This is a genomic window from Rhodococcus indonesiensis, assembly GCF_047782815.1.
In the GTDB taxonomy this organism is placed as follows: Bacteria; Actinomycetota; Actinomycetes; order Mycobacteriales; family Mycobacteriaceae; genus Rhodococcus; species Rhodococcus indonesiensis.
Map to the genome: position 1 here is coordinate 317,994 of NZ_CP180630.1, position 21,165 is coordinate 339,158.

Annotated in this window: 16 protein-coding genes; 5 read left to right on the forward strand and 11 right to left on the reverse strand. The window is 71.1% G+C overall.

Features of this window, described 5'->3' with window-relative positions; genetic code table 11:
• Positions 1-63 precede the first annotated feature (63 nt).
• The 3 genes from ACM26Y_RS01460 to ACM26Y_RS01470 form a co-directional block, all read right to left on the reverse strand.
• On the reverse strand, positions 64-3,375 hold the full coding sequence (locus ACM26Y_RS01460; RefSeq protein ID WP_003937149.1) for an arabinosyltransferase domain-containing protein: 3,312 nt from the start codon (positions 3,373-3,375) through the stop codon (positions 64-66).
• Positions 3,376-3,436: 61 nt separating this feature from the next.
• Positions 3,437-6,688 carry an arabinosyltransferase domain-containing protein gene (locus ACM26Y_RS01465; protein WP_416062467.1) on the reverse strand — a complete coding sequence of 1,084 codons (3,252 nt, stop codon included), beginning with the start codon at positions 6,686-6,688 and terminating at the stop codon, positions 3,437-3,439.
• 107 nt (positions 6,689-6,795) lie between these two features.
• Positions 6,796-7,065: a helix-turn-helix domain-containing protein gene (locus tag ACM26Y_RS01470; protein WP_003937147.1), complete on the reverse strand. Its 270-nt coding sequence runs from the start codon at positions 7,063-7,065 to the stop codon at positions 6,796-6,798.
• A gap of 38 nt (positions 7,066-7,103) precedes the next feature.
• On the opposite strand from ACM26Y_RS01470, the gene map reads away from it, so the two are divergent.
• The 3 genes from map to ACM26Y_RS01485 all read left to right on the forward strand — a co-directional run bounded on the left by map (position 7,104) and on the right by ACM26Y_RS01485 (position 11,263).
• Complete coding sequence (map, locus tag ACM26Y_RS01475; protein WP_416062468.1) at positions 7,104-7,871, forward strand: type I methionyl aminopeptidase; 768 nt, start codon at positions 7,104-7,106, stop codon at positions 7,869-7,871.
• A 61-nt stretch (positions 7,872-7,932) separates the two neighbouring features.
• Positions 7,933-10,707, forward strand: coding sequence for an FAD-binding and (Fe-S)-binding domain-containing protein (locus ACM26Y_RS01480; protein ID WP_416062469.1), 2,775 nt, complete (start codon positions 7,933-7,935; stop codon positions 10,705-10,707).
• A gap of 136 nt (positions 10,708-10,843) precedes the next feature.
• Complete coding sequence (locus ACM26Y_RS01485; protein ID WP_416062470.1) at positions 10,844-11,263, forward strand: DoxX family protein; 420 nt, start codon at positions 10,844-10,846, stop codon at positions 11,261-11,263.
• Positions 11,264-11,314: 51 nt separating this feature from the next.
• Here ACM26Y_RS01485 and ACM26Y_RS01490 read toward each other — a convergent pair whose 3' ends face one another.
• The 3 genes from ACM26Y_RS01490 to ACM26Y_RS01500 are packed head-to-tail and all read right to left on the reverse strand — an operon-like array spanning position 11,315 to position 15,489.
• Entirely contained in the window at positions 11,315-13,228 is a 1,914-nt protein-coding gene (locus tag ACM26Y_RS01490) for a galactan 5-O-arabinofuranosyltransferase (protein WP_416062471.1), read from the reverse strand.
• A gap of 39 nt (positions 13,229-13,267) precedes the next feature.
• Complete coding sequence (locus tag ACM26Y_RS01495; protein ID WP_416062472.1) at positions 13,268-14,065, reverse strand: decaprenylphospho-beta-D-erythro-pentofuranosid-2-ulose 2-reductase; 798 nt, start codon at positions 14,063-14,065, stop codon at positions 13,268-13,270.
• Positions 14,065-15,489, reverse strand: a complete 1,425-nt coding sequence (locus tag ACM26Y_RS01500) for an FAD-binding oxidoreductase (RefSeq protein WP_054372883.1) — start codon at positions 15,487-15,489, stop codon at positions 14,065-14,067. Before ACM26Y_RS01500 ends, ACM26Y_RS01495 begins: the two co-directional genes overlap by 1 nt.
• Positions 15,490-15,721: 232 nt before the next feature.
• Between ACM26Y_RS01500 and ACM26Y_RS01505 the strand changes: the two genes are divergently transcribed.
• Entirely contained in the window at positions 15,722-16,144 is a 423-nt protein-coding gene (locus tag ACM26Y_RS01505) for a GtrA family protein (RefSeq protein WP_052033982.1), read from the forward strand.
• A gap of 64 nt (positions 16,145-16,208) precedes the next feature.
• Here ACM26Y_RS01505 and ACM26Y_RS01510 read toward each other — a convergent pair whose 3' ends face one another.
• Genes ACM26Y_RS01510 through rfbA form a run of 3 tightly spaced genes read right to left on the reverse strand, consistent with a single transcriptional unit; the run spans position 16,209 to position 18,153 of the window.
• Positions 16,209-16,694 (reverse strand): GtrA family protein, encoded by a 486-nt coding sequence (locus ACM26Y_RS01510; protein WP_289378968.1) that lies wholly within the window; start codon positions 16,692-16,694, stop codon positions 16,209-16,211.
• Positions 16,691-17,278 (reverse strand): dTDP-4-dehydrorhamnose 3,5-epimerase, encoded by a 588-nt coding sequence (gene rfbC / locus ACM26Y_RS01515; RefSeq protein WP_054372859.1) that lies wholly within the window; start codon positions 17,276-17,278, stop codon positions 16,691-16,693. Before rfbC ends, ACM26Y_RS01510 begins: the two co-directional genes overlap by 4 nt.
• A gap of 2 nt (positions 17,279-17,280) precedes the next feature.
• Positions 17,281-18,153, reverse strand: coding sequence for a glucose-1-phosphate thymidylyltransferase RfbA (rfbA, locus tag ACM26Y_RS01520; RefSeq protein ID WP_054372857.1), 873 nt, complete (start codon positions 18,151-18,153; stop codon positions 17,281-17,283).
• Positions 18,154-18,217: 64 nt separating this feature from the next.
• Between rfbA and rfbB the strand changes: the two genes are divergently transcribed.
• A complete protein-coding gene (gene rfbB, locus ACM26Y_RS01525; protein ID WP_416062473.1) occupies positions 18,218-19,234 on the forward strand; it encodes a dTDP-glucose 4,6-dehydratase in 1,017 nt (338 codons plus the stop codon).
• Here rfbB and ACM26Y_RS01530 read toward each other — a convergent pair.
• Both ACM26Y_RS01530 and ACM26Y_RS01535 read right to left on the reverse strand, forming a co-directional pair.
• Positions 19,192-20,160 (reverse strand): NAD-dependent epimerase/dehydratase family protein, encoded by a 969-nt coding sequence (locus ACM26Y_RS01530; RefSeq protein ID WP_289378960.1) that lies wholly within the window; start codon positions 20,158-20,160, stop codon positions 19,192-19,194. The two genes, rfbB and ACM26Y_RS01530, sit on opposite strands and share 43 nt — an antisense overlap.
• 2 nt (positions 20,161-20,162) lie before the next feature.
• Entirely contained in the window at positions 20,163-21,164 is a 1,002-nt protein-coding gene (locus tag ACM26Y_RS01535; RefSeq protein ID WP_054372850.1) for a glycosyltransferase, read from the reverse strand.
• Position 21,165: the final 1 nt, after the last annotated feature.

Below are 21,165 nucleotides of genomic sequence, written 5' to 3' on the forward strand. Positions count from 1 at the left end.
CGATGTGACATTCGGTCCAACGGGCACGAGGTCCGCACGCGGGGTCGGCGGCAGAAGGGTGGCCTACTCGTACACGCGCAGCGTGGCCGGGTTCCACAGCCCGGAGCGGGTGACCTCGGCGGTCTGCGGCTGTGCCGGCACCGCGTCCGGGTAGAACCGCACGTACCGCTCGAGCGAGCCCCAGTCGCGGGCCCAGTCGTTCTTCAGATACGTGGGGATCTGCTCGGGGCGCGCGAGGGCCTCGGTGAAGCCGAGGGGGCCGCCGTTGTCCGCGGACTGCCAAGTGTCGGTGGAGGATACGGCCAGCGGTCGGTCCGGCAGGATGCGGTAGTTCGGCATCTCGGCGATGCCGTAGCGGTGGTCGAACGGGCGCTGGCACGGGAACTGCAGGCCGACCGCCCAGTCGAGCAGAACCGGCTGCTCGGAGCCGACCACGGCGTCGAGCGTCTCGAGTTTCGGCACGCGCGGCGGAGTGAACGCCAGCCACTGGTCGCCGGTGAGGTTGGGGTCGTTGGCGACGATGCGGACGGCGTCGGTGTCGGCGGGCAGCTCCGACAGCGGGATGCGCAGGTTCCGCCACGACGGCGCGGGCCCGATGTCGCGCGGCAGATAGGTGCCCTGCGGCTCGACGGTGCCGTCGGGCAGGCGCCTGCCGTACTCGACGAGAAGCGACTGCCCGTAGGTGGTGGCGCCGGTGTCGTCGACGGACCAGATGCGGCCCGCTGCCGAGATGACGACGAGCGGAGCGTCGTCGGTGCGCTCGGGCAGCCCGTACCAGCTCGACGTGAGCAGCGCCGGTTCCTGCACGCCCTCCTGGTAGCTGCCGAGCACGGGGGTGACGGCCGGGTCGAGGCCGAACGGCAGCTTGGCGTCGGAGCCGTTGACGGTGCGGGCGCCGGTGCCGCCGGTGGTGCCGCCGCCGGCGCCGGTCTCGAACGTCGGCCCGACGCTCTGGTTGTCGGTGTTGCCCTGGCCGGGCTTGACCTCGACGTAGTCGGCCGTGAGGTCCGACGGGATGCCGTTGGGATCGAAGCCCACGGGTTCGGCGCCGGCGAGGGCGTCGCCGCCGCGGGGCGGGTTGTCCGGGTCGACGATGGGCGCGAGCCGACCGGAGTTCGGGTCCGATTCGACGAGGACGTCGTCGGCCAGCCCGCACGTCTGGCCGGCGAGCGCGCCGACGTTGGACCGGGCGAGCGAATACGCCGGATACTGCGATACCGCGCCCTTGAGCAGCGACAGCACCTCGAAGAGCACCATCGCTCCGGCGACGACGGTCAGGGGCGCCGCGGCGAACTTGCGGATCCGGCGGCCCTTGCGGGTCGTGGGTCTGGGTTGCGGCGGCGCGTAGCCCTCCCGCAGGTACTGCCACGCGACGAGCCCGAGGGCGAGCCCGAAGAGGATCAGGAACAGCGAACTGGACTGGTTGCCCTTGAAGGAGACGGTCTTGTCGAACCACGGGATGCCGTAGCTCGACACGTACCACCAGCCGTTGATGCCCGCGAACGACACGGCCAGCACGAACAGCAGTCCGGCGAGGAAGATCGTGCGGTTGCGCCGCGACCGCAGCGCACTCGCCGAGACGACGACCGCGGTGAGGGCCGCGAGGGAACCCGCGATGCCCGCGTACGCCCCGAAGTGGTGGGTCCACTTCGTGGGGTTGAACATCATGAAGAAGATCGTGCCGAAGACGATGCCGATCAGCCGCCACGACGGTCCCGTCGCGACGCCGGGAATCCGGCGCCGGCGCAGCAGCACCAGCAGCGACGTGAACAGGCACAGCAGCATGACGAGGAACGCGAACCGGCGGGCGAGCGAGCCGTCGACGGTCTGCACGAACAGGTAGTAGTAGCGGAGGAAGTCGTTCCACCACTCCTCGTTCGGGCCGATGATCGTGCGCACGCGGGTGGCCTCGAGCACGGCGGCGAGGGTCTGGTCGGAGAACACGACGACGAGCACGAGCGTACCGGCGGCGGCGATCGGGGCGAGCAGCGGCAGCGTCCCGACCTCGCGGTGGCGGCGCACGACGATCCGGGTCATGGGCCGGATGCCGGCGAGCAGGGCGGCGATACACATCAGGCCGGTCGGGGCGGCGGCGAGGGTGAACGCGCCGATCATCACGGCCGTCGCGGCCGGCAGCAACCGGCCCGTGGCGATCGCCCGTTCGATCGAGCACCAGGTCAGCAGGGCGCCGAGCGCGACGATCGGCTCCGGACGCAGGCCGTTGTTGTAGGGCAGCCAGAAGGCGAGGAACACCAGGCCGCCGGTCCACAGGGCGACGGTGTTGTGCCGGACGGCCCGGCCGAGGCGGGGCACCACCTCGCGGCTGATCACCATCCAGCAGGTGATGCCGGCGAGCAGGGCGGGCAGACGCATCCAGACGCTGGCGGTGGAGATCTCGGCGAACGCGGCGAGCACGTCGTAGTACCAGCCGAAGGGGGCCTCGGGGACGCCGAACCAGCGGAAGTAGTTGGCCATGTAGCCGGAGTGCTCGGACACCCGGGCCATGGTCAGCAGGTAGCCGTCGTCGGAGGTGTTCGCTCCGAAGAAGTGCCACCCGACGAGGGTGCCCACGACGACCGCGTCGACACCGGTGAACTTCCACCAGCGCGACGGCAGGAATCGGCGATGTCCCCGGCCGTCGGTGCCGTCGAGCTTGGCGAGCGCACCGACCGCCAGCGCGGTCGACAGGGCCGCCAGGATCATCGCGAGGAGCTTGACCACCGTCGGCGACGACGAGAACCGGGAGTCGACGTCGACGGTCACCGACATGCCGGGCACCGGGGTGTCCAGGTCGCTGAACACGCCGACGACGAGGGGACGCAGATCGCCGGTCAGCTCACCGGCGCGCGGATTGCCGTTCTCGTCGCTCAGGCCGACGAACTCCGCGGTCGTGCGGTCGACGTCGGAGAAGATGCTGATCTCGGCGCACGCGGCGGACTCGACGTCGCTGCGCGGGGCGGTGGCCACGACGACGTTGCGGTCGAGAACGTCGACGTTCTCGGCGCCCACCCGCACGAACATCGCGTTGAGTGCGGCGCCCTCACCGCTCGGCGGCGCGGTCGCCAGGAGCATGCCGCCGCCGGGCGGCATGCCGGCGACGGCGGTGCACGGCACGGTCGCGCTCAGCTGCAGCGGCACCTGCGACATGAGCGGCACCTCGACCGGTCCGGTCGAGCCGTTCTGCGGCCAGGTGACGGTGGCTTCGGTGACCTTGACGGGCAGGAACGGGGTCGCGACGGCGAGGAGCACACCGAGCAGGCCCGCCACCACGGCGACGAGCCGGGCGGTGCGGTACTGCGCCCGCAGATCCCGGGCAACCGGCGGCCGTGAAACGGCTGCGGAGGGGGCGGGAACTGTGGTCACGTCGTCGGGCACGATTGTCGATGGTATCGGGCGCAGCTGAGCGGACGCACCGTCCCTACCGACGCGTAGGACCTCATTCACGCATTACGGGCACACCGTCGCGGATCGGGCCGGGTGTCCACCAGCCCCAGCGGACGACGTCCTCGGTGGTGATTTCGGCAGGTGTCGCGCTCGGATCGATGGGCGCGTACCGCTCCAGCGAGCCCCAGTCGCGGTCCCAGTCGTGATTCAGATAGGTGGGGACGGTCTCGGCGGTGAGCAGCAGCGGTATCCAGCCGAGCGGGCCGCCACCGATGTCGTCCTGCCAGCCGTTGGTGGAGTCGGCTCCGACCCGGTCGGGCAGGATCCGGTACTCGGGGACCTCGGCGACACCGTAGCGGTGGTCGAAGGGACGTTGGCAGGGGAACGCCAACCCCACCGACCAGTCGAGCAGGACCGGTGCCGTGGAGCCGACGACGGTGTTCAGCGTCTCGAGGCGCGGCATCCGCGGCGGCGTGACCGCCACCCACTGGTCGGGTGCCAGGTTGCCGTCGGTCACCACCAGGCGGACGGTGTCGGCGTCGGCGGGGATCCGGTCGCTCGGCACCCGCAGGTTGCGCCACGACGGAGACGGTCCGATGTCGACGGGCGCGACACGGGCCAGCGGCTCGACGCTCGACCCGTCGCCGGTCCGGCCGAACTCGAGCAGCACGTCCGCGCCCGGGGTGAGGACGCCGTCGGGGTCGACGTAGTGCACGCGGCCGGCGACGGTGACCACCAGCAGCGGCGTGGCGTCGGTGCGTTCGGGCAGCGCATACCAGCCGGACTCGAGAACGGCTTCCTGCTGCGCGCCGGTGCGGTAGCTGCCGAGCACGGGGGTGCGGGCAGGGTCCAGGCCGAACGGCAGCGCGACGGTGCTGTCGTTGATGCCGGCGGCACCGCGGCCGCCGCCGGTGCCGGCGCCCGTGGAGGTGGTGGTGCCGCCCTCCTCGGTGTCGACGGTGTTGGCGCCGCCCGTGGTGGAGATCTCCTCGTCGGCGGTGAGGTCGAGGGCCACGCCGTTCGGGGTGAAGCCGTCGGCGGTGCCGGCGCCGAGGGCTCCGGCGACGTCGCCGTCGAGGGGGGCCAGCGCGGTGGCGTTCGGGTCGGTCTCGACGAGGACGTCGTCGGCGAGGCCGCAGCTGCCGCCGGTCAGGGCGGCGGCGTTGGACCGGGCGATCGAGTACGCCGGGTACTGCGCGACCGCGCCCTTGACGAGTGAGAGCACCTCGAACAGGACGACGCCCGCGGCGACGACGGTCAGCGGCGCCGAGGCGATCGCCTTCACGCGGCCGTTGCGGTCGGGTTTCGGGGTGGCGAACGGTTCGCGCAGGTGGAACCAGGCGGCGAAGCCCAGCGCGACGAGGGCCAGCGCCAGCAGGCCGGTGGAGAAGGCCCGTCCGGAGATCGACGGCGGCTTGTCCCACCAGGGGATCCCGTAGCTGGAGACGTACCACCAGCCGTTGGAGCCGGTGAACGCCAGCGCCAGCACGAACAACACCCCGGCGGTGAAGAGCGCGCGGTTGCGTGCGGAGCGGATGCCGACGGCGCCGACCCCGACCGCGGCGAGCGCGGCGACGGATCCGGCCAGTCCGGCGTACACACCGAAGTGGTGGGTCCACTTGGTCGGGGTGAGCATCATCAGCAGCAGGGACGCGAAGACGATGCCGAGGATGCGGCGCGACGGCCCGAGGGCGGTGCCGGGGATGCGGCCCTTGCGCAGGATCAGCATCACGCACACGATCAGGCACAGCAGCATGACGAACACGCCGAACCGGCGGCTGAGGGATCCGTCGGGGGAGACGGTCAGCAGTGCGTCCCAGCGCAGCCGTTCGTCGAACCACGGCACGTTGGGTCCGACGGCGGAGCGCACCCGGGTCGCCTCGAGCACCGACGCGAGGGTCTGGTCGGCGAAGACGACGACGAGGACGACGGTGCCCGCGGCGAGGATGGCGGCGATGGGCGGGACCACCCCGACGAGCCGGCGGCGGCCGACGAGCCGGACGACGACGGGCCGCGCCCCGGCGACGAGCGCGGCGACCGCGATGAGGCCCGTGGGTCCGGCGGCGAGGGAGAAGGCGGCGAGCAGCACGGCGATCGCGGCGGGCAGCATGCGGCCGGTGGCGACGGCGCGTTCGACCGAGCACCAGGTGAGCAGGGCGCCGAGCGCGATGACGGGCTCGGGTCGCAGGCCGTTGTCGTACGGCAGCCAGAAGGCGAGGAACACCAGCCCTGCCGTCCACAGCGCGATGCGGTTGCGGCGGACGGCGACGCCGAGCCGGGGAATGACCTCGCGGCTGATGACCATCCAGCATGCGATCGCGGCGAGCAGGGCGGGCAGCCGCATCCACACGCTGGCGGTGGAGACCTTCGCGAGCAGGACGAGCACGTCGTAGTACCAGCCGAACGGGGCCTCGGGGACGCCGAACCACCGGTAGTAGTTGGCCATGTAGCCGGCCTCGTCGGAGGCGCGGGCCATGGTGAGGATGTAGCCGTCGTCGGAGGTGTTGGCGCCGATGACGTGCCACAGCAGCAGCGTGCCCACGACGACCGCGTCCACCGCGGTGAACCGCCACCAGTGGGCGGGCAGGACCCGGCGGGCGCGGCGGTTGTCGACGCCGTCGAGCCGGTGCAGCGCCACGAGCGACAGCAGGGTCGCGAGGATGCACACGAGCATCGCGACGAACTTGACCAGCGTCGGGGTGGAGGTGAACCGCGAGTCGAGGGCGGCGCGGACGGACAGCCGCTCGGCGTCCGGGCCGGAGGTGAGGGCCTGAGCCGATCCCTGCAGGTCGGAGTAGACGCCGACCATCTGCGGCCGGTGATCGCCGTCGAGCGTGGCGACGTGGTGCCCGTCGTCGTGTTGCTCGAGGCCGACGATCTCGGCGGCGGTGCGGTCGGCGTTGGTGGCGACGGTGACGGCCGTGCACCTGTGCTCGTCGTCGATCGGTGCCGACACGACGACCGAGTTGCGCAGCACCACCTCCATGGTGGCGGGCCCACCGTCGGTGCCGGGGACGGTGCGGATCACGAGGGCGTTCTCGGTCGCGTCGGGGGCGTCCGGCGGCACGGTCGAGATCAGGGTGCCGCCCTCGTCGCCGAGCAGCGGGAAGGCCGAGCACGGCACGCTCGCGCGCAGTTCGAGGGGGGCGTAGGAGACGAGGGGTGCCTCGACGTTGGTCAGGTCGGTGCCCTGCGGCCAGCTGACGGTGGCGGCCTCCTGCCGGACCGGCAGGAACGGCACGGCCAGGGCGAGCAGCATGCCGAGCAGTCCGCTGACCGTCGCGACGATCCTGGCCGTGCGCACGCGCGCCTTCGTATCGGCGTAAGCGGGCGTTTCGGGCGAAAGGACATCGACGGGCACAAGGATCGATGCTAGGCGAGGGACGGGGAGGCAGGGGTGGCCTCCTCCGGTCAGGAGGCGGCCTCGTGCTCGGCGGGCTCGTCCGTCGGGTCGCCGGCCAGGTCGTCGAGGGAGAGTCCGAGGACCCGGGCAAGCGCGGTGACGGTGAAGAAGGCGGGCGTGGCGATGCGTCCGGTCTCGATCTTCCGGAGCGTCTCGACGGAGATTCCGGCCTCGCCGGCGATCGTGGCCATGCCGGCGGTGCCGCGCGCCGCGCGGAGGCGTTCGCCGAGTCGTCGCCCTCGCTCGAGTTGGGCCGGAGTAAGCGGTTCGCGCACCATTCCCGTATAGTAATACCGGTATTTCTATTGGAGGTGAGATGGTCGAGTTGAAGACGCCCGGCGAGATCGAGGCGATGCGCGCCGCCGGTGCCGTGGTCGCGGAGGCGCTGGCGACCGTGCGGGCCCACGCGGGAATCGGGGTCTCCCTGCAGGACCTCGACGACGTCGCCGCCGAGGTCCTCCGCGCCGCCGGCGCGACGTCCCCGTTCCTCGGCTACCACCCGGACTGGGCGCCGTCGCCGTTCCCCGGCGTCGTGTGCGCGAGCGTCGGCGACGCCGTCGTCCACGGCATTCCCGGGGGGTACCGGCTTCGTGACGGTGACCTGGTGAGCATCGACTGCGGGGCGGTGCTCGACGGCTGGTGCGGGGACGCCGCTGTGAGCTTCACCGTCGGGACCGCCGACCGCGAGGCCCTCGCCCTGATCGACGCGACGGAAGAGGCCCTCGCGCGCGGCATCGCCGCGGCCGTGCCGGGAAACCGTCTCGGCGACATCGGCGCGGCGATCGGCGGATACGTCCGGTCCTGCGGCTACGGCATGCTCGCCGACCACGGCGGTCACGGCATCGGCCGCCGCATGCACGAGGACCCGCACGTGCCCAACGAGGGCCGGGCGGGGCGCGGGATGCGGTTGCGACCGGGGCTGGTGCTGGCCGTCGAGCCGATGCTGCACGCCGGGGGCGGCGACGCCTACCGGCACGACCCGGACGGGTGGACGCTGCGCACCGCCGACGGCAGCCGGGCCGCGCACTGCGAGCACACCGTCGCGATCACCGAGGACGGGCCGGTCGTCCTCACCTCCCGCTGAGGGCGCATCGACCCCGGCCGACCTGCGACGAAGCGACCCCGGCAGGCACTAGCATCGGCCTATGGCCCGGGCGAGGACGATCGGCGAGGCCCTGCGTGACGCGGGCATCCCCGAGGTGTTCGACGACACCACCACCCGTGCCCTCTACTCGTCCGATGCCTCGCTCTACCGGGTACCCCCACAGGCGGTGGTGCGGCCCCGCGAGGTCGACGACGTCGCCACCGCGCTCGAGGTGTGCCGCCGGCACGGCGTTCCGCTCACCTCACGCGGCGGCGGAACCTCCGTCGCCGGCAACGCCGTCGGGCCCGGCGTCGTACTCGACTTCGCCCGCCATCTCGACCGGGTCCTGCGGATCGACCCCGAGGCGCGCACGGCGACCGTGCAACCCGGCGTCGTCCAGTCCGAACTACAGCGCGCCGCCGCCCCGTACGGACTGCGCTTCGGACCCGACCCGTCCACCCACAACCGCTGCACCGTCGGCGGGATGATCGGCAACAACGCCTGCGGTGCCCGCACCCTCGGCTACGGACGCACATCCGACAACGTGCTCGGGCTCGAGGTGCTCACCGGCGCGGGCCGGCACCTGTCGCTGCCCGACGACGCTCCCGTTCTCGAATCGCTGCGCCGGCTCACGCTCGACCACCTCGTCACCATCCGCACCGAGTTCGGCCGGTTCGGCCGGCAAGCCTCCGGCTACGCCCTCGAACACCTGTTGCCCGAGAACGGGTTCGACGTCCTGCGCTTCTTCGTCGGCAGCGAGGGCACACTCGGTGTCGTCACCGAGGCGACGGTGCGGCTCGTCGCCGATCCCGCGGTGCGCGTGCTGGTGGCCCTCGGCTACCCGGACATCGCGACGGCGGGCGACGCCGCGCACACGTTGCTCGGCTTCGGTCCGACCGCGTGCGAGGGACTCGACTCGCGGATCGTCGACGTCGTGCGCGCGCGGCGCGGCGCGGCGGCGGTGCCCCCGCTGCCGCGGGGGGCGGCATGGCTGTTCGTCGAACTGTCCGGTGACGACGCCGACGAGGTCCTGACGCGGGCGCGATCCGTCGAACACGCTGCGGCGGCAGTGGATTCGCTGATCGTGACCGACCCGGACAAGGCCGCGCAGCTGTGGCGCATCCGGGAGGACGGGGCGGGACTGGCCGGGCGCAGCCCCGCCGGACTGCCCGCCCACTCCGGCTGGGAGGACGCCGCCGTCCCGCCGGAACGGATGGGGGAGTATCTGCGCGAATTCGAGTCGTTGCTGTCCCGGTACGGCGTGACCGGCTATCCGTACGGTCACTTCGCCGACGGCTGCATCCACATCCGCCTCGACGTACCGCTCGAGATGCCCGGGATTTTCCGCGAATTCCTCTTTGCGGCAGGAGAACTCGCGGCGTCGTTCGGGGGGTCGATGTCGGGCGAGCACGGCGACGGCCGGGTGCGCAGCGAACTGCTGCCCCTGATGTACTCGCCGGCCGCGCTGCGGCTGTTCGGCGCAGTCAAGGCGGTGTTCGACCCCGAAGGCCTGCTCAATCCCGGTGTACTCGTCGACCCGGCCCCCGTGGACCGGGACCTCCGGATTCCGGCCGCGCACCGGGTCCGGGACGAGCTCGCCTTCCGGTACACGGGCGACGACGGCGACTTCCGGCAGGCCGTGCACCGCTGCACCGGCGTCGGCAAGTGCCGCGCCGACACCGCCGGCCTCGGCGGGGTGATGTGCCCGTCCTACCTGGCGACCCGGGAGGAGAAGGACTCCACCCGCGGCCGGGCCCGGGTCCTGCAGGAGATGCTCAACGGAACGCTCGTCACCGGGTCCTGGCGCTCACCGGAGGTGCACGAGGCCCTCGAGCTGTGCCTGGCGTGCAAGGGCTGTGCCTCCGACTGCCCGACCGGTGTCGACATGGCGACGTTCAAATCCGAAGTGCTGCATCAGAGTTACCGGGGTCGGCTCCGTCCCGCCTCGCACTACACGCTGGGGCGGCTCCCGCGCTGGGCGGCGCTGGCCGGCCGCGCACCACGCGTCGTGAACACCCTCGCCAAGCTGCCGGGGGTGGCGTCCGCCGGGCTGACCCTCGCCGGTGTGGACCGGCGTCGCCGGGTACCCGAGTTCGCGCCCCGCACGTTCCGCCGCTGGTTCACGGACACGGCGGGCGAGCGTCGCACGGACGGCGCGCCCGTCCTGCTGTTCGTCGACACCTTCACCGAGTACTTCACGCCGGAGGTGGCGATCGCCGCGGTGCGGGTCCTCGAGGCCGCCGGTCGCCGGGTGTGCGTGACCGAACGGCAACAGTGCTGCGGGCTGACGTGGATCACCACCGGCCAGCTGGATACGGCCCGGAAGATCCTGGGCCGCACCATCTCCGCGCTGTTCCCGGCCGGAATGCCGATCGTGGGGCTCGAGCCGTCGTGCACCGCGGTCCTGCGCTCCGACGCAGTGGAGCTGCTCGGGTTCGAACCCGCACGCGCCGTCGCCGACTCGACGGTGACGCTGGCCGAACTGCTCGGCGACTGGGAACCGCCGTCGCTGTCCGGGACGTCGGTGGTGGCTCAGCCGCACTGCCACCACCACGCCGTGATGGGCTGGAGCGCCGACGCCGCGCTGCTGCGCCGGGCCGGTGCAACGGTCACCCGGCTCGGCGGATGCTGCGGTCTGGCCGGCAACTTCGGGGTGGTGCCGGCTCACTACGACGTCTCGGTCGCCGTCGCCGGGCACCAGTTGCTGCCCGCGGTCGCGGCGGCGGGCCCGGACGACGTCGTGCTCGCCGACGGCTACTCCTGCCGCACCCAGATCGCCGATCTCACCGAACGTCGCGGCGTCCACCTCGCCGAATTGCTGGCGTCCCGATTGTGAGCCGGGGCTCGGTCCCGGGACCCGGCCGGAGGAGGCGGGCTCGGGTCGCCGAACCGGAACCGCGCGGCGCGATGAGTTTTCCGGGGCCGGCCGGTCAGTCCGTAGCGAGACCGCCACCCCGACCCAGGAGCCTGCCATGATCTCGACCACCACCCGACCCGCCGAGCGCCCCACCGACCGGAAGTTCCGCATCGCCGGCTTGGTGATCACCGGCCTCGTCGTGCTGTTCCTGCTGTTCGACGCCGCGATCCACGTCCTCAACGTCGACCAGGCGCGGCAGGCGATGATCGATCTGGGCTTCGATCCGAACCTCAACTACGTCATCGGCGTCGTCCTGCTCGTGTGCCTGGCCCTGTACCTGGTCCCGGCCACCTCGATCCTCGGGGCGGTGCTGCTGACCGGGTATCTCGGCGGCGCCGTCGCCACCAACATGTTCAACGAGATGCCGCTCTTCAGCACCATCCTGTTCCCGGTCTACGTCGGTGTCTTCGTCTGGGCCGGGCTGTATCTGCGCGATCCGGTGGTGCGGTCGGTGATGCCGCTGCGCCGCGCCTAGGACGTCGACGCCACGACCGTCCGCGAACGGTGTCCGCGGACGGTCGCGGCGCTATCCCGTGCGGGTGACGACGACGAACGGACCGATCTCCGAGACCGTGAAGCGCGGGTCGTCGAACAGCGACTTCGGATACGTCACCGAGTAGCGACGGACATTGGGGTCGTTGGGGTACACGTCCTCGGCGAGCCGGAGGGTGTAACCCTCGGCGCCCTGCCGGAACACGATCGCATCGGGTCCCCGCCACGGGGACTCGTCCCACGCGGCCAGCAGCTCGTCCGTCGTCTCGACCGACGCCCAGTCCTCGATCGCGGCGGCGCGCCCCTCGAAGTCCGCCAACGGGTTCGCGTAGTGCGACGTCAGCGCCTGGAACCCGAGATACGGGTAGTAGGCGAGGAAGGTGGTGTCGGCGGTGAGGACGACGATCTCGTCGCGCGGCCGGCCCAGCGCCGCGGTGATCGTCTCGTCCAGCTCGGCGTAGTAGGCGCCCGCGCCGGGCGGACGCTGATCCGCGCGTTCACCGTTGCCGTCGGTGTCGGTGTAGGCGACGGTGATCTCGTTCGCGAGGACCTGGGGGATGTTCTGGGTGAACGCGAGCGCTCCCAGCGCGCCGACCGCGATCAGCGACCACCGCACCCGCTGGTTCTCGCTGGTGGCCAGCACGATCCACCGGGTGAAGTCGACGAACGCGAACGTGCCGGCAGCCGCGAGCAGCACGAGCAGGATCACCTCGAGGCGGAAGGCCAACAGCGTGTTGCCCAGCGCGGTCAGCGCCATCGACGCCAGGTACCACAGGTACACGGACACCACGCCGAGCCCGAGGGCCTGCGCGCGCCGCGACGACGTGGCCCGCCCGACCAGCCACACCGTGCCGAGCAGGCACAGCAGCCCGATCAGGGAGCCGTGGAACATCGGCAGCGGCAGCCGGGCCCCGGTCTCGGGCAGGTAGTGCGTCGCCGTGCCGGAGCCGGCGGTGGACCCGCCCCGCAGCACCTCGAGCACGAACGGCGCCCACACGAGCAGCGCGACGACGACGGCGATCCCCGCGATCACGCCCAGCCGGACCAGCACGGGGACCGCGGCGCGCCAGGTGCCTGCCGCGCGTCGCGCCAGCACCGCGGCGACGACGGCCATCACCGTCACCGTGAACGCCGCGATCCCGAGATAGAGGGAGTAGAACGTCGCGGCCAATCCCAGGAAGAGCCCGGTCCCGACGACGGCTCCGCCGCCCGGTGCGTCCTTTGGGCTGCCCCAGCCGCCCGAAGGACGCACCGGGCGCGACAGCGCCCCCCACGCCATGACGAGGGCAGGTGCGATCAGCAGCGCGACGAACGCGCCGTACGGCTCCGGAGAGCCGTAGGCGAGGACGACGGCCGTGGTGGCGGTGGCGACCAGCACGGCCAGGTCGACCCGCACCAGCGCGGTCCACAACACGAGCCCGACGACCGCGGCGACGGCCAGCGACACGATCGACCACGGCTTGAACGCCTCCCAGCCGTCCAGGCCGAGCAGACTCGCGAAGCGGCCGCCCACCCAGAACCAGCCGGCGGGGTAGAACGGCGGCAGATCCGCATACGTCATGTCCCGCAGCGCCGGGGAGTCGGTGAGCCGGGTCAGGTACTCGGTGCGGAACTCCTGGTCGACCGAGATGCCGTGCAGATAGAGCTTCGTCGCGGCCAACGGCATCCCGAGGGTGACGGTGACCAGGCCGGACAGGCCCGCCCACGACAGCACCCGGGCGAACAGCGTCCACCGCCGCCGGCGCAGCAGCACGACGGAGCAGGCGAGCACGACGAGCGCCCCCACCTGCAGCACCGTCGTGACGGCCTGCGTGACGTTCGAGGAGTTGAATGCGGGCCACTGCACGCGCGCGAACGCGAACAGACCCACTGCGGCGACGATCGTCGCGACGACAACCGCAGCGGCCCCCTCGCCGGCGGTGCGGAGGGCTCGCCGGTAGGGGGCCACGTCGGAAGAGGATACGGCTGGGTCGGACACCCCCGCAGCCTAGATCGGCAGCTTCCGGAAGATCGCGCGCGGGACGTGCCGCAGCACCATCATCACGTACCGGAAGGCGCCCGGAGCCCAGACGATCTCCTTGCCCTTCGCGGACGCGGCGACGGCCAGCGCGGCGACGTCTTCCTTGTCGACCGTCAGCGGGGCTTCCTCGACGTGGGCGCTGAACTTGGTGCGCACCTGTCCGGGACGCACCACCGTCACCCGCGGACCGAACGGCGCCAAGGCCTCGCCGAGACCCAGGTAGAAGCCGTCGAGCCCGGCCTTCGCGGAGCCGTACACGAAGTTGGCGCGCTTGACCCGCTCACCGGCGACGGAGGACATCGCGATGATGCGTCCGTAGCCCTGCGTCTTCATCTTCTCGCCGAGCAGCACACCGACCGACACGGCCGCGGTGTAGTTGATCTCCGCGACCCGGATGGCCTTGGTCTGGTTCTGCCACAGCTCCTCGGCGTCGGCGTCCATGCCGAACGCGACGATCGCGACGTCGACGTCGCCGGCGGGAGCGGAGCCTGCGGAGCGACCGTTCCCGGCGAGGTCCCACGCCCGAGCGATCACTTCCGGGTGGTTTCCCGTGTCGAGGGCGTCGAAGTCGATCAGGTCGACCTTGGTGGCCCCCGCGCCCTTCATCTGCGCGACGGCGTCGTCACGCAGGGGGTCGTTCGGCAGGGCGGCGAGGATCACCCGGGCCGGCGCCTTGCGCAGGTACTCCTCGACGATGGCGAGGCCGATCTCGGACGTGCCACCGAGGAGCAGCAGGGTCTGGGGGTTGCCGACGGCGTTGATCATCAGTGCAGTTCCAACCTTCTGGACATATCGGAGGCGAACACATTGGTGGGGTCGACCGAGCGGCGGATCTTGATCCATTCGCCGATGCGCGGGTACATCGCGTGGAACGTCTCGGCGGAGGTGCGCGAGTCCTTGGCGGTGTAGAGGCGGCCGCCGAACTCGAGGACGCGGCGGTCGAGTTCGCGGACGAACTCGTTGAGTCCCGCCTTGATGGGGAAGTCGACGCAGATGTTCCAGCCGCGCATCGGGAAGCTCAGCGGCGCCTTGTTGCCCTCCCCGAACAGCTTGAACACATTGAGGAACGAGTAGTGCCCCGAGCGCTGGATGTCGACGATGATCTTCTTGAACTCCTCGACCGCCTCGGTCGGCACCACGAACTGGTACTGCAGGAATCCGTTCGAGCCGTAGGCGCGGTTCCACTCCCCGAACATGTCGAGCGGGTGGTAGAACTGCGTCAGGTTCTGGACCTTGCCCGTGTAGTTGCCGGACTTGCGGTACCACAGCTCACCCACGGCGCTGAAGGTGTACTTGTTGGCCAGGCCGTTCGGGAAGATGTCCGGGAACGTCAGCAGCGTCGGCGCGTCGAACTTCAGCGGGTTCTTCTGCAGCTTCTTCGGCAGCTGGTCGAGCTTGGCCAGCGAACCGCGCGAGATCGCGGCCCGGCCGAGCTTCGGCAGCGGCGCGACCGCGTCGAACCAGGCGCTCGAGTAGTCGTAGTTCGCCTCGGAGCCGTCGCTGTGCACGGCGATCGTCTCGTCGAGGGTGCTGGTGACCACGCCGTCGGCGATGAAGTACGCCGTCTCGGTGGGCGTCATCTCGATGGTGGCGCGCAGGATGATGCCGGTCAGGCCCATGCCGCCGACCGTCGCCCAGAACAGCTTGGAATTGCGTCCGTTGGGGGTGAGGGTGCGCACCTGGCCGTCCGCGGTGAGCAGGTCCATCGACCGGACGTGGTTGCCGAAGCTGCCCGCGCTGTGATGGTTCTTGCCGTGGATGTCCGCGCCGATGGCACCGCCCACGGTCACCTGCCGGGTGCCCGGCAGCACCGGGACCCACAGACCGAACGGCAGCGCTGCGCGCATCAACTGGTCCAGGTCGACGCCTGCGTCCACCGTGACCAGCCGCGATTCGCGGTCGATCGTGTGGATCCGGTCCAGCGCCGTCATGTCGACGACGAGCCCGCCCGCGTTCTGCGCCGGGTCACCGTACGAGCGGCCGAGACCGCGGGCGATGACACCGCGGCGCAGGTGCGACGGCTTGGACTCGTTCTGCTCCGCGACCCGGGCGACCGCCTGCGCGATCACCTCGACGTCGGGGGTGGACAGCACTTCCGCGGTGGTCGGGGCGGTGCGCCCCCAGCCGGTCAGAGTGCGGGTCTGGGTGGGGAGCGGCGCGGCGGCCGGCTCTGCAGCTGTCGTGGACATCGCCGTACAGGTTACCCGCCGGTCGCAGCGGCGAGAGTGTGTCGCCGGTGACGCCCGGAGTCCCGGCGTCGGTGACGCCCGAGGTCCCGGCGTCCGGATTGCCGGATGCGTCCGGCTGCGCTCCGTCGCGCAGCGGGGACGCCCGCGCCGCTCGCATAGGCTGTCGCCCGTGTCCGAGCATCCGCAGCACCCGCACTGGCAGACGCAGCCGGAGCATCATGCCCCCCTGCCGGTGGAGATCCCCGTCACCGACAGCACCGCGGACGAGGCGCTCGATCTGAAGACGCAGATCGTGCGGTTCGTCCTCACCGGCGGGCTGTCCGCGATCGTCGACTTCGGTCTCTACGTGCTGCTGCTCGCCGTGGGGCTGCACGTCAATGTCGCGAAGTCGCTGTCGTTCGTCGCCGGCACCACCACCGCGTACCTGATCAACCGGCGCTGGACCTTCAAGGCCGAGCCCAGCCGGGCGCGGTTCGTCGCGGTGGTGATCCTGTACGCGATCACCTACGCCGTCCAGGTCGGCATCAACTACGTGCTGTACGACGCACTGCCCGACGAGTGGTGGCGCGTGCCGCTGGCGTTCGTCGTCGCGCAGGGCACGGCCACCGTCATCAACTTCGTGGTGCAGCGCGCCGTGATCTTCCGCCTGCGCTGAGGCGGGGCGAGCGACCATGTCGCTCGGCTCCGTGGCGGAACGATGCGTCCCCTCGGGGCGGCGTTCAGCCGTGCCTGGCGCGACGGAAGGAGAAGTCCCGGTAGCCGAAGAAGCTCGCCGTCGCGGTGACGACGGTGATCACGATCTGCGACGGAATCGGCGGGAACCCGAGCGCCGAGACGGCCACGGTCATGAGGGCGAGGTTCAGCAGGAATGCGCTCAGGTTGACCGTCACGAACCGCCACAGGTCGCGCAGGAAGTGACCGCGCACCCGGAACACCAGATAGCGATAGGTGGAGAAGGCACACAGCACGTTGGAGGCGTAGCCCGCCACGATCGCGAAGTGGTAGCCGAGGGTGTCGCCGACGGCGAGCTGCCACACGACGAACCACGCGGTGCCCAGCGCGGTGTTGAACGCCCCCACCAGCAGGAACGCCACGGCCTGGTTCTCGAACAGGCGCATGAGCGGACCGGGCGCCCCCGTCATCCCGCCGGGGGCGCCGGCGGGTTCGGTGACGGGATCGGGGGAGGACACCGGCTGCGCGCTCACCCGAGGTACCGCGGCAGCGACCCGGCGGCGACGACGTCGGCGAGCGACGGTGCGGCTTTGTCCTTGTCGGAGAGTTCGTAGTGCAGGGGTGTCCCGTCGCGGCCGGTGGTGGGCCAGTCGATGCCGATCTGCGGGTCGAAGGGGTCGATCTCGTGCTCGCGGTCGGGGTTGTAGGTGGTCGAGCACAGGTAGACGACGGTGGAGCCGTCGGCGAGGGAGCAGAAGGCGTGGCCGAGGCCCTCGGTGAGGTAGAGGGCGCGGCGGTCGACGTCGTCGAGCAGGACCGCGTCCCACTGGCCGAAGGTGGGGGAGCCGATGCGCAGGTCGACGGCGACGTCGAGGACCGCCCCGGCGACGCAGGTGACGTACTTGGCCTGTCCGGGCGGGACGTCGGCGTAGTGGATGCCGCGCAGCACCCCGGCGGCGGAGACCGAGCAGTTGGCCTGGGCCAGGTCGAGCGGGCGGCCGGCGGCGTCGGCGAAGGTGGGTTGTTTGAACCACTCGTAGAACACGCCGCGGTCGTCGCCGAACTGGCGGGGGGTGATCTCGAAGGCGCCGGGGATCTTCAGTTCGCGGTAGTGCACCGTCAGTGTCCTTCCCGGTCGAGCAGGTCGAGCAGGTAGCTGCCGTAGCCGGATTTGACCAGCGGCGCGGCCAGGGCGCGCAGCTCGTCGTCGGTGATGAAGCCGCGTCGCCACGCGACCTCCTCGGGGGCGCCGATCTTCAGGCCCTGGCGTTGTTCGATGGTACGGACGTAGTTGCCGGCGTCGAGCAGCGAGTCGAAGGTGCCGGTGTCGAGCCAGGCGGTGCCGCGGGGGAGGACTTCGACCTGGAGGCGGCCGGCCTCGAGGTAGGTGCGGTTGATGTCGGTGATCTCGTATTCGCCGCGGTCCGACGGGCGCAGGTCGCGGGCGACGGCGACGACGTCGTTGTCGTAGAAGTACAGTCCGGGCACCGCGAAGTTCGACTTGGGGGTGGCGGGTTTCTCCTCGAGCGACAGGGCCCGGCCGTCGGAGTCGAATTCGATGACGCCGTAGGCGCTGGGGTCGGAGACGCGGTAGGCGAACACCGCCCCGCCGTCGAGGTCGGCGAAACGGGTGAGCTGGGTGCCCAGGCGAGGACCGTAGAAGATGTTGTCGCCGAGGACGAGGGCGACGCTGCCGCTGCCGATGTGCTCGGCGCCGAGGACGAACGCCTGGGCGAGGCCGTTCGGTTCCGGCTGGACGCGGTAGGTCAGGTTCACCCCGTAGCGCGACCCGTCGCCGAGCAGCCGATGGAACTGCGGGGCATCCTCGGCGGTGGTGATGATCAGGATGTCGCGGATCCCGGCGAGCATGAGCGTCGAGAGCGGGTAGTAGATCATCGGCTTGTCGTAGACCGGCACGAGCTGTTTGCTCACTCCCAGGGTGATCGGATGCAGTCGGGACCCGGTGCCCCCGGCGAGAATGATTCCGCGCATGACGGGCAGTCTCCCATCCGGGGTGGACGCGGACCAACGAACGCACCGCCGGTAGGGTTGCCGCATGCGGCTGCTCGTCACCGGCGGTGCCGGTTTCATCGGTGCGAACTTCGTCCACCAGACCGTCGCGGAACGACCCGATACGCAGGTCACGGTGCTCGACAAGCTCACCTACGCCGGCAACCTCGCCTCCCTCGACCCGGTCGCCGAGCGGATCCGTTTCGTCCGCGGCGACGTCGCCGACGCCGACCTGGTGGACGCGCTGGTGGCCGAGTCGGATCTGGTGGTGCACTTCGCCGCCGAATCGCACAACGACAACTCCCTGACCGATCCGTCGCCGTTCGTGCAGACCAACCTGATCGGCACGTTCACCCTGCTCGAGGCGGTGCGCCGGCATTCGGTGCGCTACCACCACATCTCCACCGACGAGGTGTACGGCGACCTCGACCTCGACGATCCGGCGCGGTTCACCGAGGCCACCGCGTACAACCCGTCGAGTCCGTACTCCTCGACCAAGGCCGGCTCGGACCTGCTGGTGCGGGCGTGGGTGCGCTCGTTCGGGGTGGCGGCGACGATCTCGAACTGCTCGAACAACTACGGCCCGTACCAGCACGTGGAGAAGTTCATCCCGCGGCAGATCACCAACGTCCTCGACGGGGTGCGGCCGAAGCTGTACGGCACCGGGGCGAACGTGCGGGACTGGATCCACGTCGACGACCACAACCGGGCGGTGTGGACGATCATCGACGAGGGCGAGATCGGGCAGACCTACCTGATCGGCGCGGACGGGGAGACCGACAACCGCACCGTCGTCGAGACCGTCCTGGAATTGTGCGGCAGGGACCGCGGCGACTTCGACTTCGTCACCGACCGGCCCGGCCACGATCTGCGCTACGCGATCGACGCGACCCGGCTGCGCACCGAACTCGGCTGGCAGCCGCGCTACCGCGACTTCCGTGAGGGCCTGGCTGCGACGATCGACTGGTACCGCACGCACGAGCACTGGTGGCGGCCGCAGAAGGACGCGACCGAACAGGCCTACGCCCGCTCCGGCGAGCGCACACTCGGCCGGGCCGACTGACCCATGGCGCGCCGGGTCGCCTCCAGCGTCGCGGCGATACCGGCCGGCAGCGGCCGATGACTGCGACGGTCCAGCTCCGGCCACACCACCGACCGTAACCGCAGGTCCCGGCCCTGCACCGACGCGAGCGGCGACGACGCCAGCACCACGTTGGGGCGACGACGGAAGACGGTCCGGCAGGCGCCCAGGATCGCGCCGATCGTCACCGACCGGCCCGACGCGAAGATCTTGGTGCTCACTCCGCCCGGTTCGGCCTCCGCCCGGGCGAGGGCGTCGGCCACCATCTCGCCCGCATCGGAGACGAACAGGTAGTCCCGCAGGGTGTCCATCGAGACGTAGATCGAGACCGGCGTCCCCGTGAGATACCCGCGGCACAGGTGGGAGACGAGACCCTGCGGCTTGGCGAGATTCTGACCCGGGCCGTACAGGTTCGCGAAGCGCCCGACCACCGCGGTCGCGCCCGTCTCGCGCGCGAAATCCGTGACGACGGCTTCGGCGGCCAGCTTGGCGTGTCCGTACAGACCGAGCGGGGCCGTGGGACTGTACTCGGAGTGCGGAGCGCCCGGCGCGGCCGCGTACACCCCACCCGCCGACGAGGCGTGGAACACCGTCCCGCGCTCGGCGCTGCCGCCGGCCGCGTGCGCGAGTCCGTCGAGCACGTCGCCCAGCAGGGCGTTCTCGGCCGCGAAGGCCTCCGACGTCGTACCGTTCACGCCGGCGCCGGCGCACCACGCGACCCGCCACGGCCCGCCCCCGGCGCCGCGGACGAACCGGTCCGCATCGGCCAGCAGCACGGTACGGGCCTGCTCCGGCTCGTCCCACGGCACCACGCTCGTCGCCACCGGGACGTCGCGGCGACGCAACTCCCGGGTCACCCACGAACCGAGCAGTCCACCGCTTCCGACGACCCACGTCGGCGCCGGCACGGTTACCCCCTCCGGAAGGATTCGAGGTCGGGATACCGCTGGGTGCGGCCCAGCGGGCCGGAGCCGGGATCGCTGACGATCAGATACGGCGGTTTGCCCATCGCCGTCTTCACCGCCACCCCGACGTACTCGGCGATGACCCCGAGGGAGAACAGGACGGCACCGAATCCCAGCAGCAGGATGACCGTCGTCGAAGCCCAGCCCTGCACCGGGAAGCGGTTGCCGAGGAACAGGTAGGACACCAGCACCCACGCCGCCCACAGGAGACCGCCGACGGCCAGGACCACGCCCAGCAGGCTCACCATCCGCAGGCCCTTGGTTCCGCTCGACAGCACCATCCGCCAGAAGTGCGACAGCAGGGTGCGCAGCCGGTAGCCGGACGCCCGTCCCTGTTCCTCGCGCAGTGCGACCGGGCTCGTGCTCACCTTCCCCGCGATCCACCCCAGCGCGACGTCGAGATAGGCCTCCGAACCCGCGTAGGCGGCGAGGGATCGTCCCACCTCGCCCAGCACCAGACGGAAACTCTGATAGTCGGGGCTGTCGGAGACGGACAGCACCCGGGCCAGGAACCACTTGGATCCCCTGGACGCCACGTTCCGCAGCGCGCCGTGCGGTGCCGCGTTCGTCGGCTTCGCGTACACGACGGTCGCACCCTCGTCGAGCGCGGTGTCGAGCAGGCCGCCGATGGCGGCAGGGTCGTGCTGGCCGTCCTCGTCGAGGGTGACGATCCACTCGCCGCCGCTCGACGCCATGCCCGCGAGCGTCGCCGGATGCTGGCCGAAGTTCCGGCTGAGCCACACCCCCGCGACGAACGGGTACTTCGCGGACAGTTCCCGGATGACGCGAGCCGAATCGTCGGGGCCGTTGTCGTGGACGAGCAGGACCTCCTCGACCACCATGGGACGGCCGCCGGGCGTCAGGGTGACCTCGGTCCACGGAAGGATCTGCTCGAGCAGCTCGCCCAGGGTGTGTTCGCCCTGGTAGACCGGCACGACGATCGACACG

Bases quoted from the DNA above. Each gene is read 5' to 3' on its own strand.
- ACM26Y_RS01470 (WP_003937147.1), bottom strand. From the start codon at position 7,065: ATGGTGCGCGAACCGCTTACTCCGGCCCAACTCGAGCGAGGGCGACGA.
- map (WP_416062468.1), top strand. From the start codon at position 7,104: ATGGTCGAGTTGAAGACGCCCGGCGAGATCGAGGCGATGCGCGCCGCC.
- ACM26Y_RS01480 (WP_416062469.1), top strand. From the start codon at position 7,933: ATGGCCCGGGCGAGGACGATCGGCGAGGCCCTGCGTGACGCGGGCATC.
- ACM26Y_RS01485 (WP_416062470.1), top strand. From the start codon at position 10,844: ATGATCTCGACCACCACCCGACCCGCCGAGCGCCCCACCGACCGGAAG.
- ACM26Y_RS01495 (WP_416062472.1), bottom strand. From the start codon at position 14,065: ATGATCAACGCCGTCGGCAACCCCCAGACCCTGCTGCTCCTCGGTGGC.
- ACM26Y_RS01500 (WP_054372883.1), bottom strand. From the start codon at position 15,489: ATGTCCACGACAGCTGCAGAGCCGGCCGCCGCGCCGCTCCCCACCCAG.
- rfbA (WP_054372857.1), bottom strand. From the start codon at position 18,153: ATGCGCGGAATCATTCTCGCCGGGGGCACCGGGTCCCGACTGCATCCG.
- rfbB (WP_416062473.1), top strand. From the start codon at position 18,218: ATGCGGCTGCTCGTCACCGGCGGTGCCGGTTTCATCGGTGCGAACTTC.